Genomic DNA, 13,580 nt, shown 5'->3' on the forward strand with positions numbered 1-13,580 from the left:
GCGGTGTACGGCAGTAGGGTGAACCCGTGGCATCACGACCCTTGCATGAGATCGTCGAAGCGGGCTGGGCGAAGGCCCTGGAACCGGTCGCCGGACGGATCGCCGGAATGGGCGACTTCCTGCGCGCGGAGATCACCGCCGGACGCACCTATCTCCCGGCCGGACCGAACGTCTTGCGCGCCTTCCAGCAGCCTTTCGACGACGTACGCGTGCTGATCGTCGGACAGGACCCGTACCCCACCCCGGGGCACGCGGTCGGGCTGTCCTTCTCGGTGGCGCCGGACGTCCGGCCGCTGCCCGGCAGCCTCATCAACATCTACCGCGAGATGCACACCGACCTGGGGCTGCCGCAGCCGTCCAACGGTGATCTGACCCCCTGGACCCAACAGGGTGTGCTGCTGCTGAACCGGGCGCTGACCACGGCCCCGCGCAAGCCGGGCGCCCACCGGGGACAGGGCTGGGAGGAGGTCACCGAGCAGGCGATCCGGGCGCTCGCGGCGCGGGGCAAGCCGCTGGTGTCGATCCTGTGGGGCCGGGACGCGCGCAATCTCCGCCCGCTGCTGGGCAGTCTGCCCGCGGTGGAGTCGGCGCATCCGTCACCGATGTCCGCGGACCGGGGCTTCTTCGGCTCGCGGCCGTTCAGCCGCGCCAACGATCTGCTGATCTCCCAGGGCGGCCCGCCGGTCGACTGGCGTCTGCCGTGACGGCGGGCGGGGACCCGGACCCGGCGTTCCTCGCCGTCGACTCGGGCGGCTCGGGCCTGCGCGTGATCGTCGGTACGGCGGCCCGCGGCGCCCTCGCCCAGCGGGACTCCGCCCAGCCCGTCCGCACCGGGGCGCGCGGCATCGACCCGGAGCATCTGCTGCGCCAACTGGTGCCGATGGTCCGGTCACTGGCCGAGGAGACGGGAGTGCGCACGCCGGGCACGGCCGTCGTGGGAGCGGCCGGTCTCGGCACCCTCGGCGAGGGTCTGCGCGCGGAACTGCCGGGCGCCCTGCACCGGGAGTTCGGCGTGGAGACGGTCGCGCTGGCCGCCGACGCCGTCACCGCGTACGCCGGTGCGCTCGGGGCGCGGCCGGGCGCGGTGGTGGCGGCCGGGACCGGGCTCATCGCGATCGGCACCGATCTCGTGCGGTGGCACCGGGCCGACGGCTGGGGGCATCTGCTGGGCGACTGCGGCAGCGGCGCCTGGATCGGGCGGGCGGGGCTGGAGGCGGCGCTGCGCGCGCACGACGGGCGGCCCGGTGGTTCGGGGCCGTTGCTGGCGCGCGCGGAGAAGGAGTTCGGGCCGCCGGAGGCACTGCCCGCAGCGGTGTATCCGCGCACCGACCGGCCCGCCGTACTGGCCTCGTTCGCGCCGCATGTCGCCGCGTGCGCCGACGAGGACCCGGTCGCGGCGGACATCCTGCGGGCCGCCGCCCGGCACATGGCCGACTCGGCGGCGGCCGTCTGCCCCGCCGGGGGCGAACCGCGCGTGGCGCTCACCGGCGGCCTGTTCAAGATGGGGCCGCCCCTGCTCGGGCCGCTGGAGGCCGAGTTGACCGCGCGTCTGCCGCACGCGCGGCGGGTGCCCGCCGAGGGCGATCCGCTGCACGGCTCGGTGTCCCTCGCCGCGAGCCTGGCGACCGGCGCGATGCCGCTCCCGTACGACAGGAACATGCTGTCGGTGACGCGCACGTCCGGCCGATCGGATGACCGTCCTTACTGATGCGTACGTAACCCATCAGACAAAACCGGACGGATACCGCTCACCAGCCCCCTCCCCGAACAGGGGAGCCCAGGAAGCCAGTAACATGCGGCGCCATGAGCTCCTCCACTGGGCCCACCCCCGGCCTGCCCGTACGAATGCCGCGACCCCGACAGCCGGGCCGGCACCGCCGCCCCGAGCCGCTCGCGGCTCCCGAGGGCGCACCCGCCCTCGTTCTCGCGGTGCCCGGCACGCCCAGCGCCGCCACCCGCGGCATCGCCGAGGAGATCGTGAGCATCGCCCGTTCCGAGCTGCCCGGCCTGGACGCGCGCATCGGTTACGTGGACGGCGACAACGAGGAGTTCCCCTCGCTGTCCGCCATGCTGGCCTACACGGCCGACGAGCGCGCCGCCCGCTACGAGCAGGCCCTCGCCGCCGGTGTGGAGGCCAAGGAGCCCGAGGGGCCCGTCGCGGTCGTCGTGCCGCTGCTGGCCGGCCCGGACAACGCGCTGCTGCGCCAGGTCCGCCAGGCCGTGATGGACAGCCGGGTCGCCGCCGAGCTGACCGATGTGCTGGGCCCGCACCCGCTGCTCGCCGAAGCGCTGCACGTACGGCTGTCGGAGGCCGGGCTGGCCCGCGCCGACCGCGCCCGGCTGTTCACCGTCGCCACCGCCGCCGACGGCATCGTGCTGGCCTCCGTGGGCGGCGAGGAGGCCGTGCAGGCGGCCGGGATCACGGGCATGCTGCTGGCCGCGCGGCTCGCCGTGCCGGTGATGGCCGCCGCGCTGGACGAGGAGGGCTCGATCGCGCGGGTCGCCGAGCAGTTGCGTTCCTCGGGTTCGCACCATTTGGCGCTGGCGCCGTATCTGATCGGCCCGGAGATCGACCCGGCCCTGCTCGTCGCCGCCGCGACCGAGGCCGGCTGCTCCGCCGCCGAGGCGCTGGGCCCGTATCCGGCGATCGGAAAGCTGGCGCTCGCCAAGTACACGACGGCGCTGGGCATCGCGCCGCAGCAGGCGCAGGGCGCGCCGGTGCGCTGAGCGCGTTGAGCGCACGGCACGACCGACGGACGACATCGGGCCCGCTCCCCCCGTGGGAGCGGGCCCGTCGGCGTGTCGCAGCGTGGCGAGGCGTGGCGCAGCGAGGTGTGGCGTGGCGAGGTGTGGCGTGGCGCGTGGCTCAGTCGAAGACCACGCAGGACGCGGCCGGGACCCGGATCGAACCCGCGCGACGGGGCAGGCCGGTGGCCGGGTCCAGGGCGAACCAGGTCACGTCGCCGGAGCGTTCGTTGGCGACGTAGAGACGGCCGCCGGACTCGGTGAGGGCGCGCGGCCAGTGACCGCCGCAGGGGACGGTCGCCACCAGCCGGAGTTCGTCGCCGTCGACGGCGAGCACGGACAGGACGTCCTCGCCGCGGGTGGCGGTCCACACGAACCGTCCGTCGCGCGAGGCCGCGATCCCCGACGGGTACGCGTCGCCGTCCGGGGAGTCGGCCAGCAGCGGCACCTCGGACAGGGGCTTGAGCGAACCGTCGACGGCGTCCCAGCGGCAGACGGTGACCGTGGGCGTGAGTTCGTTCACGACGTAGGCGTGCGAGCCCTGCGGGTGGAAGGCGAGGTGGCGGGGGCCGGAGCCGGGGCGCAGCGCGATCTCGCGGTGCAGGGCGAGGCGGCCTTCGGTGAGGGTGCACACGCGTACGGAGTCGGTGCCGAGGTCCACGCTGACGGCCCAGCGTCCGCTGGGGTCGGGCTGGACCTGGTGGGCGTGCGGGCCCTGCTGGCGCGGGGTGTGGGGGCCGGCGCCCGTGTGGGTGAGCACGTCGGAGGGGGTGGTGGCGAGGCCGCCGTCCGGGCGCAGGGGCAGGGCGCTGACGCTGCCGGAGCCGTAGTTGGCGGTCAGGACGTGGCCCGCGTGCACGCTGAGGTGGGTGGGGCCGCTGCCGCCGATGGACACGGGCGGGCCCGCGGGTTCGGGCGTGTCGCCGTCCACGCGGTAGGCGGCCACCGCGCCCTCGGTCGTCTCGCTGACCGCGTAGAGCATGTCGCCCTCGGGTGACAGGGTGAGGTAGGAGGGGTCGGGGACGCCGTCCACGCCGCTGAGCACGGTCAGCGCGCCGTCGTGCGGGTCCACGGCCGCCGTGACGACTCCGGGACCGCCGGCCGCTGTGAACGACCCGATGAACGCCCGTTGTCCTGTGCGCCCTCTGCCGCCGTGTGTCACCGCTGTCCCCTCTCGGTGGCTGTGTCCGTCACGCGTTGGGTGTGCCTGTCCGAGGTGACGGTAGCAGTCGATCTACGGCGGTCTAGACCAAGGGTGGTGGGGAATCGGACGGGTCTTCGCGCGCCGGGGCCCGGCGTGGGCGGTGGCCTCGGCGTGTCCGCGGCGGCCGTACGGCGTGCAATTGCCGTCTTCGGGCCCTGCGGTGTGCGGCACCCGGTCAGGCGCCCACCAGCGGGGAGCCGGTGGGTGCGCGCAAGGGGGTGGCGAGTTCGGCGAGGGCGCGTTCCAAGCGGTGCAGATGGGCCAGGGCGGGGGCGTCCGGGTGCGGCTCCGGGGCCGGGGCGGTCCATCCGGCGGCGCCCCCGGTCAGCGCCTCCACCGCCGTCTCCACCCGCCAGCAGGCCGCCGTCAGGCGGGCGTCGTGCGAGGCCACGGGGTCCGCGGCCACGGCGACCAGGCCGCGCAGTTCGCGCGCGCAGTCGTCCAGCAGGGCGAGCACCCGGCGGGCCCGCCGCTTGCGGCCGGACATCGGGTTCAGCGGGTGGACGAGCGGGGCGACCGAGAGCCTCACCCGGCCCAGGAACTGTTCGAGTTCGGCCACGCGCGGCGCCGGGTCGGCGTGCGGGTCGCCGGCGAGGCGGGCGGTGGCCTCCGCCGTGCAGGCGTGCACACAGCGCAACGCGCGCTGGATCCAGCCGTCCGTGACGGCGTGCGTGGTGACCGGCAGCACGAACAGGACGGCGAGCGCGGCGCCCAGGGCGCCGACCCCGGTCTCGGCGAGCCGCAGCGCGAGGAGGGCGGGGTCGAGGACGCCGAGCAGACCGTAGAGCAGCGAGGCCAGCAGCGTCACCCAGAGCATCATCCAGGTGTACGAGACGGCGGCCGTGTAGAAGATCCCGAACACACAGCCGGCGAGGATCACGGCCGTGGGCGCCGCGGCGGTGTGCAGGGGCAGGGCGACCAGCAGGCCGAGTCCGATGCCGAGGACCGTGCCGAGGACCCGGCGGAAGCCCCTGACCAGGGTCTCCCCGCGCGAGGCGGTGTTGACGAAGACCCACCAGGCGGCGCCGACCGCCCAGTACCAGCGCTCCCCCGACACGAGCTGTCCCACGACCAGCGCGAAGCCCGCGCCGACGGTGGCCTGGACGGCCTGTCGGGTGGTGACGCGCGCCAGTCCGGTGCCGTCGGGCGGCGCGGGCGCCGGGGCGGGCGGAAGCCGGCGCTCGTAGCACCACAGGCCGAAGCGGACGGTGGCCGCGACCAGGACCGACAGCAGCATCGCGGCGTACAGCTCGGGGAGCTGCCGGGGTGTGGCGTGCAGGAACTGGGCGACGAAGTAGGTCATGAACGCGAACACGCCGAGGCTGTGTCCGCGCGGCCCCCAGCGGCGGGCGTACACGCCGACGCCGACCACCGTGAGGAAGACCAGGTCGCGGGCGAGGGGCTGGTCATGGAGCCCGGCCGCGGCGGCGAGCACGGGCAGGCCGACCACCGGGAGCAGGGCGGTGGTGACCGCCTGTCCGCGGACGGTGGCGTCAGTGACGGTGAAGAGGGCGAGCAGCGCGGCGAGGCCGCCGGTGACGGCGCCGACGAGGGAGTGCCCGGCGAGACCGCAGACGAGGACCGCCAGGCCGATGCCGAGCACGGCGCGCGCGGCGAAGCGCAGCCGCACCCGGCCCGGGTCCGGAGCCGTGAACACCGTCTTCAGCACTGCTTTCGCCCCCTTGCCCTCGGCCGACCCGATCGCCCACGCACCCGGAAACCCCCGTGACGCTCCTGAGCGTCGGGCCCCTGAGACGCGCACCGGAAGATCGAACGCGCATGAGAAAGGCGCCGCGGGATCCGCAGCGCCGTTGACACCACCATGAGAGCACCCTTGAGGCGCTGGCTCAAACGACCTCGGAATCAGTGGGCCAATGGCTCGGAGAAGGCGCTTTCTGGTCGTCCATAAGCGGGCCAACGGACTACCTCGCGGGACCGAGTGCGCCAGTCGCCCACCGGACCGCTGTACAGTCGGTGAAGATCGACAAGGACGGGCCGGGGTCGAGGAGGAGGGCCGGTTCCATGGCCGTGGACGAGCTGGACACCCGCATTCTGCGTCTGCTGCTGGAACAGCCGCGCACGAGCGTGCGCGAGTACGCGCGGCTCCTCGGGGTCGCGCGCGGCACCCTCCAGGCCCGGCTCGACCGACTGGAGCGGGAGGGTGTGATCACCGGCACGGGACCGGCCCTCTCCCCCGCGGCGCTCGGCCATCCGGTGCTCGCCTTCGTGCACATCGAGGTCACCCAGGGACATCTGGACGACGTGGGGGACGAGCTGGCCTCCGTACCGGAGATCGTCGAGGCGTTCTCGATCACCGGTGGGGGCGATCTGATCACCCGGGTCGTGGCGCGGGACAACGCGCATCTGGAGGATGTGGTCCAGAAGCTGATCAATCTTCCGGGGGTCGTCCGGACCCGTACGGAGGTGGCGCTGCGCGAGCGGGTGCCGCACCGCCTGCTGCCGCTGGTCGAGTCGATCGGCCGCTCGGTGAGCAAATGATCACCCGGTGATCTCTTCTGTGCTCACTCTTGGCATGCTGAACCGTATGAGCACTCTTGGCGCCCTCTCGGTCATCTTCGATCTCGACGGAACGCTCGTGGACAGCGAGCCCCACTACTACGAGGCCGGCCGGCAGGTGCTGGCCGAGCACGGTGTGCCCGACTTCTCCTGGAGCGAGCACGAGGAGTACGTCGGTATCAGCACCCTGGAGACGGTCACCGACTGGAAGCGCCGGTACGGGCTCACGACCTCCGTCGACGAACTGCTCACCGCCAAGAACCGGCACTACCTGGCCCTCGCCCGGACCTCGTCACGCGCCTACCCCGAGATGCGGGCGTTCGTGGAGTTGCTGGCCGCGCACGGGGTTCCCATGGCCGTGGCGTCGGGTTCCTCGGTCGAGGCCATCGAGGCGGTGCTGGCCAACACCGGACTCGACACCCATCTGCGCATCGTCGTCTCCGCCGACGAGGTGGACCACGGCAAGCCCGCGCCCGATGTCTTCCTGGAGGCGGCGCGACGGCTCGGCGCCGAGCCCGCCGACTGTGTGGTGCTGGAGGACGCGGCTCCCGGTGCGGCGGCGGCACACGCCGCCGGGATGCGGTGCATCGCGCTGCCGTACGTGGCCGCTCAGGCCGACGCCCCGGAGTTCGCGACGGCGGGGCTGCTGCTGCGGGGCGGCCAGGCCGAGTTCACCGCACGGCAGGCGTACGACTGGCTCGTCCGGTCGGCACCGACGTCCTGAGGGGCCGGGGCGGCTCCGGACGACAGCCTCTAGGAGCGTCGGCGCGGGCGGCCCCGCTTCGCCCCGCCGCCGGTGGCGCCGCGTGCCCGGCCGCCGCCCGTGGGCTTCCTGCCCGCCGAGGCGTTCCGGCCTGTCGCCGCCTTCTTGCCCGCCGCGGGCTTCTTCGCGGACGACGGGGCCTTACCGGCTCCCGTGCCGGTGTCGGCGGGGCGCTCGTCCTTGGTCCGGCCGCGGGTGCTGTTGACGGTCCTGCCGCGGACGATGCCGATGAAATCCTCGACCGGACCGGTCGTGGCCTCCTCGGGCCAGGACAGGACCACACTGGACTGCGGGGCGTCCACGACCGGGCGAAAAGTGATGTCCTTGCGGTGGTGGAAGCGGGCGAGGGACTGCGGGACGACCAGGACACCGACGCCGGCCGCCACCAGCTGGATCGCGTCCTCGGTGGTCGCGGGGCGTTCCACGGCGGGGCGGCCGGGGAGTTCGGGCCAGTCGAGCACGTCGTCCAGCGGGTGGAGGACCACGTCGTCGGCCAGGTCGGCGACGGACACCTCGTCGGCCGCGGTGATCAGATGGTCCTTGGGGACGACGACGACGGTCGCCTCGGTGTAGAGCGGGATGGCGCTGAGGACCGTTCGATCGACCGGGAGGCGGACGATTCCCGCGTCCGCCTGTCCGTCACGCAACAGGTCGGATGCCTCGGCCGCCGGTACGGCGAGCAGTGTGAGCGGGGTGCCGGGCAGGCGCTCCTGCCAGATCCGCACCCACTTGCCGGGGGTCGCCCCGGGGACGTACGCGAGCCGGAACGAGGGAGGTGCGTCGGAGCCTGTCACCTCGCCAGGCTACCGGCTGTGGTCGGATGTCTCGTCGTCGGCGGATAGTCTGGACAGCATGAAGTCGCACCCGACCACCCAGACCATGAAGCCCGCGACCGCGGCGAAGAAGCTGGGTGTGTACCTTCCCGCCACCCCCGCCGAGTTCCAGGAGGGTGTGCTCTCGCGTGCCGAGCTGAACCAGCTCCAGGCCGAGCCGCCCGAGTGGCTGCGCGAGCTGCGACGCAACGGCCCGCACCCGCGTCCGGTGGTCGCGGCCAGGCTCGGTGTCTCCATCGCCGGCCTCGCGCGCGGAGGGGTGACCGAGCCGCTCACCACCGAGCAGATCGAGGCGCTCAGGCAGGAGCGGCCCGAGTGGCTGGAGAAGGAGCAGGCGACCCAGGCCGAGGTGCGCAAGGAGGCGGAGCGGCTGAAGCAGCGCGACACCGAGCGGGCGGCCGGGCCCGGACCGCGCGACTGACGCTCCCCTCCACTTCGCCGCTCCCCGTATCTCCCACGGCCTCCCACGACCTCCCACGAGGAAGGTCCCCCGGGCGCCTCCGCCGCCGGGTCCTCGCCCCCGGCGGTCCCTACGCCACCGCGTCGACCTCCAGCGGCTCCTTGAACTGGGTCCGGTACAGCTCCGCGTACCGGCCGTCCCGCGCGACCAGTTGATCGTGCGTGCCCCGTTCCACGATCCGGCCCTCCTCGACCACGAGGATGAGATCGGCGGCGCGCACGGTGGACAGCCGGTGGGCGATCACGACCGCGGTGCGCCCTTCCAGCGCCTCGGCGAGCGCCTCCTGGACGGCGGCCTCGGACGTGTTGTCCAGGTGGGCGGTGGCCTCGTCCAGGATCACCACGCGCTGGCGGGCCAGGAGCAGCCGCGCGATGGTCATGCGCTGGCGCTCACCGCCGGAGAGACGGTAGCCGCGTTCGCCCACGATCGTGTCGAGCCCGTCCGGCAGTGACCGTACGAGCGCTTCCAGGCGGGCCCGGCGCAGGACGTCCCACAGGTCGTCGTCGGTGGCTTCGGGCCGGGCGAGGAGCAGGTTGGCGCGGACCGACTCGTGGAAGAGGTGGCCGTCCTGGGTGACCATGCCGAGCGTCTCGCGCAGGGACCGGGCGCTGAGGTCGCGTACGTCGACGCCACCGAGGCGTACGGCGCCCTCGTCGGTGTCGTAGAGGCGGGGCAGCAGGCTCGCGATGGTGGACTTCCCGGCGCCCGAGGAGCCGACGAGCGCGACGGTCCAGCCGGGTTCGGCCCGGAAGGAGATCCCGTGCAGGACGTCGGCGCCGCCGCGGGTGTCGAGGGAGACCACCTCCTCCAGGGAGGCGAGGGAGACCTTGTCTGCGGCCGGGTAGGCGAAGCGCACCTGGTCGAACTCGACGGCCACCGGACCGTCGGGGACCGCGCGGGCGTCCGGCTTCTCCTCGATCAGCGGCGGCAGGTAGAGGACCTCGAAGACCCGCTCGAAGCTCACCAGGGCGGTCATCACCTCCACACGGGCGCCCGCGAGGGAGGTGAGCGGGGCGTAGAGACGGGTGAGGAGCAGGGCGAGGGCGACGATGGCGCCCGGTTCCAGGGTGCCGCGCAGGGCGAACCAGCCGCCGAGCCCGTAGACGAGGGCCAGCGCGAGGGCGGAGACCAGGGTCAGGGCGGTGATGAACGCGGACTGGGCCATGGCCGTGCGGACCCCGATGTCCCGGACCCGGCGGGCCCGGACGGCGAACTCCGTCGACTCCTCGCCGGGCCGTCCGAACAGCTTGACCAGGGTGGCGCCGGGTGCCGAGAAACGCTCGGTCATCCGGGTGCCCATGGCCGCGTTGAGGTCGGCCGCCTCGCGCTGGAGCCGGGCCATGCGGCTGCCCATCCAGCGGGCGGGCACCACGAACACCGGAAGCAGCACCAGGGAGAGGAGGGTGATCTGCCAGGAGAGGGTGAGCATCACGGCGAGGGTGAGGAGCACGGTCACCACATTGCTGACCACGCCGGAGAGGGTGTTGCTGAAGGCGCGTTGGGCGCCGATCACATCGTTGTTGAGGCGGCTGACGAGCGCCCCGGTGCGGGTGCGGGTGAAGAACGCGACCGGCATGCGCTGCACATGGTCGAAGACGGTCGTCCGCAGATCGAGGATCAGTCCCTCGCCCAGGGTGGCGGAGAGCCAGCGGGCGAGCAGCCCGAGCGCCGCCTCGGCCAGCGCGATCACCGCGATGAGCACGGCGAGGCGTACGACGGTGCTCTCCTCGCCGCCCGAGACGATCGCGTCCACGACCCGCCCCGCGAGGACCGGTGTGGCGACGGCGAGCAGGGCGGTCACCACGCCGAGCAGGACGAACTGGATGATGCGGCGGCGGTGCGGTCGGGCGAAGACGGCGATCCGGCGCAGGGTCGCGCGGGCCAGGGGCCGGCGGCTCTCGTGGGCGTTCATGACGTTCTGGAGTTGCATCCAGGCGGTGGTCTCCATGCTCATGCCGGAGACGGTAGAACCTCAAGCTTCGTTGAGGTCAACCTCCCGCGGCCGACCCGCTGAATGCGGCATCCCGAGGCCGCATCCCGAGTCGACACTCGGGTCGACATCGGGTGGACATTCGGGTCGGCGTCCCGGCTCCGGCGTCCCGGGTCCGGCCTCCGGGGTCAGGCGGAGTGGGTAAGGTCCTCCGCCCGTACCGGGGCGAGGTACGGCAGTCCTCGGGCGTAGCGGTCCAGTTCGTCCAGCGCGGCCTGGGTCAGCCGGGGCAGCTCATTGCCGAGGGAGCCGGCGATGTGCGGGGTGAGCAGGACGTTCGGCAGGTCGTACAACGGCGAGGCGGGGTCCGGGACTTCGGGGTCGGTCACATCGAGGACCGCGTCGAGGCGGCCGGCGACGAGTTCCGCCGTGAGTGCCTCGGTGTCGACCAGGGAGCCGCGGGCCGTGTTGATGAGGGTGGCCCCGTCGGGCAGCAGGGCGAGGGTGGCACGGTCGAAGAGGTGACGGGTCTCCGGGAGCGCGGGGGCGTGGATCGTCACGATGCTGCTGGAGCGGGCCAGGGTGTCGAGCGGGACGCTCCGCACGCCCCATGCCTTCGCCCGGTCGGCGTCCACATAGGGGTCGTGCAGCAGGAGGTCGAGGTCGTAGGGGCTGAGCAGTTCGATGACGCGTCGCCCGATGCGTGAGGCGCCGACGACCCCGACCGTGCGGCGGTGGTTGCCGCCGTCCGCGAGCAGCCGGAAGGGGTCGATCGCCGTGCGCTGTTCGCGGTAGGCGCGGGCCGCGCGCAGGACGCGCTTGCCCGCGAAGAGGATCGCGGCGACCGTGAACTCGGCGACGGGCACGGCGTTGGCGTCGGCCGCCGAGGCGACGGTGATGCCGCGGTCCCAACAGGCTTGCGTGACATGCTCTTTCACCGAGCCCGCGGCGTGTACGACGGTGCGCAGCCGGGGCATGAGCGCCAGGGCCCCGGCGGTGATCGGGGGGCAGCCCCAGCCGGTGAGCAGGGCCTCCGTCGCGCCGAGGGCGTCGGCCGCGGCCGGGTCGGCGAAGTCCTGGACGAGCAGGTCCGGGTCGACGTCGGCGACGGCTGCCAGCCGTTCGAGCGCGGCCCGGTCGAACAGCGCCTCGCGGACGGGGGCGTCCATGGCGAGGACGGTGCGGGGGCGGCGGGGCGAGGGCGTCACTGGGCGGCTCCCGGGAGCGAGGTGAACGTCGGACATCATTCGCGCACGATCGATCGCAGTCAATGGACATGACCGTCCCGGCGGCCGAACGGACATCAGGGATCAGAGGTCCGGCTCGGTCCGGGTCTCCACGGCGCTCGGCACGGTTCCCAGGTCAGCGTCCAGTTCCAGTACGACGATCTCGTTGCGGCCCGGGCGCAGCAGCGGCCACGGGAGGTAGAGCGTGCGCTGGGGGCCGCGGGACCGCCAGTACCGGCCCAGGCAGAAGCCGTTGACCCAGACGTAGCCCTTGCCCGCTTCCGGGAGTGCCAGGTGGGCGTCGGCGGGTTCGGACACGTCCAGGGTGCCGCGCAGGAACACCGGCCCCGTCGGTGCGGGGGACGGCGCCGTGCCGGGAGGCTCGGTCGCGGGTGCCCGGCTGTCCGCTCTGCTGTCCCAGGTGAGCCGGTCGGGGGTGCCGTGGCCCAGTTCGATCGGGCGGGCGGTCCAGCCGTGCAGGTGCTGCTGGGTGTGGAGCACGCGCCGGACGCCCTTGCGGTCGCCCAGGGCGACGCCGTAGTTGACCCGGCCCATGGACTCGACCAGCAGATCGAGGCGTGCGCCCTCGGCCGGGACGGGGATGTCCGGGAGTTCGGTGGTGCCGTCGCGCTCCAGGACCCCGGCGTGGGTTCCGTCGACGTAGACGTGGGCCCGGTCGGCGAGGCCCTGGGCCGAGAGCGGGTACGGCTGCCGGGGTCCGGGGATGCGGGTGCTGTAGAGGACCAGTCCGTGGGGGGTGCCGAGTTCCTCGAAGGACGGGGGCAGGGCGGCCCGCGCGGTCGGGCCGGCCAGGGTGTCGAGAGTGTCGGACAGGCGGAGTGATGCGGTGAGTTCGACGCGGGTGGGCGGCAGGAGGGGGGCGGGCGGTTCGGGGTCGGGGAGCGGGCCGTCCGCGTACGGGGCGAGTGCCTCGCGGAACGCCCAGAACTTCTTCGTCGTGGCGCCGCGTTCGTCGATCGGGGCGTCGTAGTCGTAGGAGGTCACCGTCGGCAGATAGCGCTCGCCGGTCGTGGGGTTCTCGGTGTTGGCGCCGGCCCAGGTGGCGAAGTTGGTGCCGCCGTGGGCCATGTAGAGGTTGACGGAGGCCCCCGCGTCGAGGATGTCGGTGAGGGTGGCGGCGGCGTCCTCGGGATCGCGTACGACATGCTCGGCGCCCCAGTGGTCGAACCAGCCGCACCAGAACTCCATGCACAGCGGCGGGTCGTCGGGCCGCAGGCGGGCCAGTGAACGGAAGGCGTCACCGGCGCGGCTGCCGAAGTTCACGGTGGCCAGGGTGGCGGGCAGGGTGCCGCCGGTGAGGAAGAAGTCGTCGGGGCCGTCGGAGGTGAACAGCGGTACGTCGATGCCCCGGGTGCGCAGTCCGTCGGCCAGGTGCTGGAGGTAGCCGGTGTCGGTGCCGTAGGAGCCGTACTCGTTCTCCACCTGGACCATCAGGACGTTGCCGCCGCGGGTGGTCTGATGGGCGGCCAGCAGCGGGACGAGTCGGTCGTACCAGCGGTCCACATGGGCCAGGTAGGCGGCGTCCCGGCAGCGCAGGGCGCGGACCTCGGGGTCGGCCGACAGCCACCAGGGCAGTCCGCCGTTCTCCCATTCGGCGCAGATGTAGGGCGAGGGGCGGACGATCGCGTGCAGGCCCTCCTCCCGCGTGGTGTGCAGGAAGCGGTCCAGGTCGGCGATGCCCGAGAAGTCGTAGGCGCCGGGGCGTGGCTCGTGGAGGTTCCACGGGACGTAGGTCTCGACGGTGTTCAGGCCCATCGCGCGCAGCATCCGCAGCCGGTGCGGCCACTGCTCGGGCAGGACGCGGAAGTAGTGCAGGGCGCCCGAGAGCAGGCGCAGCGGGCGGCCGTCGAGCGAGAAACCCTCGGGCGAGATCGTGAACAT

12 protein-coding genes are annotated in these 13,580 nt (G+C 73.4%); 6 read left to right on the top strand and 6 right to left on the bottom strand.

Annotated features, from left to right (window positions below):
- Positions 1-26: 26 nt before the first annotated feature.
- The 3 genes from ACIQNG_RS14120 (at position 27) to ACIQNG_RS14130 (ending at position 2,727) form a co-directional block, all read left to right on the top strand.
- Positions 27-704, top strand: a complete 678-nt coding sequence (locus ACIQNG_RS14120) for a uracil-DNA glycosylase (RefSeq protein ID WP_401430811.1) — start codon at positions 27-29, stop codon at positions 702-704.
- The gene (locus tag ACIQNG_RS14125; protein WP_401484914.1) at positions 701-1,708 is read left to right on the top strand and encodes an N-acetylglucosamine kinase; all 1,008 of its coding nucleotides are present in this window, start codon (positions 701-703) and stop codon (positions 1,706-1,708) included. Before ACIQNG_RS14120 ends, ACIQNG_RS14125 begins: the two co-directional genes overlap by 4 nt.
- Before the next feature lie 95 nt (positions 1,709-1,803).
- On the top strand, positions 1,804-2,727 hold the full coding sequence (locus ACIQNG_RS14130) for a sirohydrochlorin chelatase (protein WP_401484916.1): 924 nt from the start codon (positions 1,804-1,806) through the stop codon (positions 2,725-2,727).
- A 139-nt stretch (positions 2,728-2,866) separates the two neighbouring features.
- Here ACIQNG_RS14130 and ACIQNG_RS14135 read toward each other — a convergent pair whose 3' ends face one another.
- Together ACIQNG_RS14135 and ACIQNG_RS14140 are read right to left on the bottom strand one after the other, a co-directional pair.
- Positions 2,867-3,907 carry a lactonase family protein gene (locus tag ACIQNG_RS14135; protein ID WP_401484918.1) on the bottom strand — a complete coding sequence of 347 codons (1,041 nt, stop codon included), beginning with the start codon at positions 3,905-3,907 and terminating at the stop codon, positions 2,867-2,869.
- Positions 3,908-4,124: 217 nt separating this feature from the next.
- A complete protein-coding gene (locus ACIQNG_RS14140) occupies positions 4,125-5,618 on the bottom strand; it encodes an FUSC family protein (RefSeq protein ID WP_401484920.1) in 1,494 nt (497 codons plus the stop codon).
- A gap of 353 nt (positions 5,619-5,971) precedes the next feature.
- Between ACIQNG_RS14140 and ACIQNG_RS14145 the strand changes: the two genes are divergently transcribed.
- Both ACIQNG_RS14145 and ACIQNG_RS14150 read left to right on the top strand, forming a co-directional pair.
- On the top strand, positions 5,972-6,448 hold the full coding sequence (locus ACIQNG_RS14145; RefSeq protein ID WP_401430821.1) for an Lrp/AsnC family transcriptional regulator: 477 nt from the start codon (positions 5,972-5,974) through the stop codon (positions 6,446-6,448).
- Positions 6,449-6,494: 46 nt separating this feature from the next.
- Positions 6,495-7,190 carry an HAD family hydrolase gene (locus ACIQNG_RS14150; protein WP_401484922.1) on the top strand — a complete coding sequence of 232 codons (696 nt, stop codon included), beginning with the start codon at positions 6,495-6,497 and terminating at the stop codon, positions 7,188-7,190.
- A 29-nt stretch (positions 7,191-7,219) separates the two neighbouring features.
- Here ACIQNG_RS14150 and ACIQNG_RS14155 read toward each other — a convergent pair whose 3' ends face one another.
- On the bottom strand, positions 7,220-8,023 hold the full coding sequence (locus tag ACIQNG_RS14155) for a LysR substrate-binding domain-containing protein (RefSeq protein WP_401484924.1): 804 nt from the start codon (positions 8,021-8,023) through the stop codon (positions 7,220-7,222).
- A 58-nt stretch (positions 8,024-8,081) separates the two neighbouring features.
- Here ACIQNG_RS14155 and ACIQNG_RS14160 point away from each other — a divergent pair, with 58 nt between their 5' ends.
- A complete protein-coding gene (locus ACIQNG_RS14160; RefSeq protein WP_401484925.1) occupies positions 8,082-8,483 on the top strand; it encodes a DUF5997 family protein in 402 nt (133 codons plus the stop codon).
- 109 nt (positions 8,484-8,592) lie between these two features.
- Here ACIQNG_RS14160 and ACIQNG_RS14165 read toward each other — a convergent pair whose 3' ends face one another.
- The 3 genes from ACIQNG_RS14165 to ACIQNG_RS14175 form a co-directional block, all read right to left on the bottom strand.
- A complete protein-coding gene (locus tag ACIQNG_RS14165) occupies positions 8,593-10,476 on the bottom strand; it encodes an ABC transporter ATP-binding protein (RefSeq protein ID WP_401484927.1) in 1,884 nt (627 codons plus the stop codon).
- Between the two features lie 164 nt (positions 10,477-10,640).
- Complete coding sequence (locus tag ACIQNG_RS14170; RefSeq protein ID WP_401485110.1) at positions 10,641-11,696, bottom strand: hydroxyacid dehydrogenase; 1,056 nt, start codon at positions 11,694-11,696, stop codon at positions 10,641-10,643.
- 66 nt (positions 11,697-11,762) lie between these two features.
- Complete coding sequence (locus ACIQNG_RS14175) at positions 11,763-13,580, bottom strand: beta-galactosidase family protein (protein ID WP_401484929.1); 1,818 nt, start codon at positions 13,578-13,580, stop codon at positions 11,763-11,765.

Origin of the sequence: Streptomyces sp. NPDC091377 (genome assembly GCF_044757045.1) — a bacterium.
Taxonomy (GTDB): Bacteria; Actinomycetota; Actinomycetes; order Streptomycetales; family Streptomycetaceae; genus Streptomyces.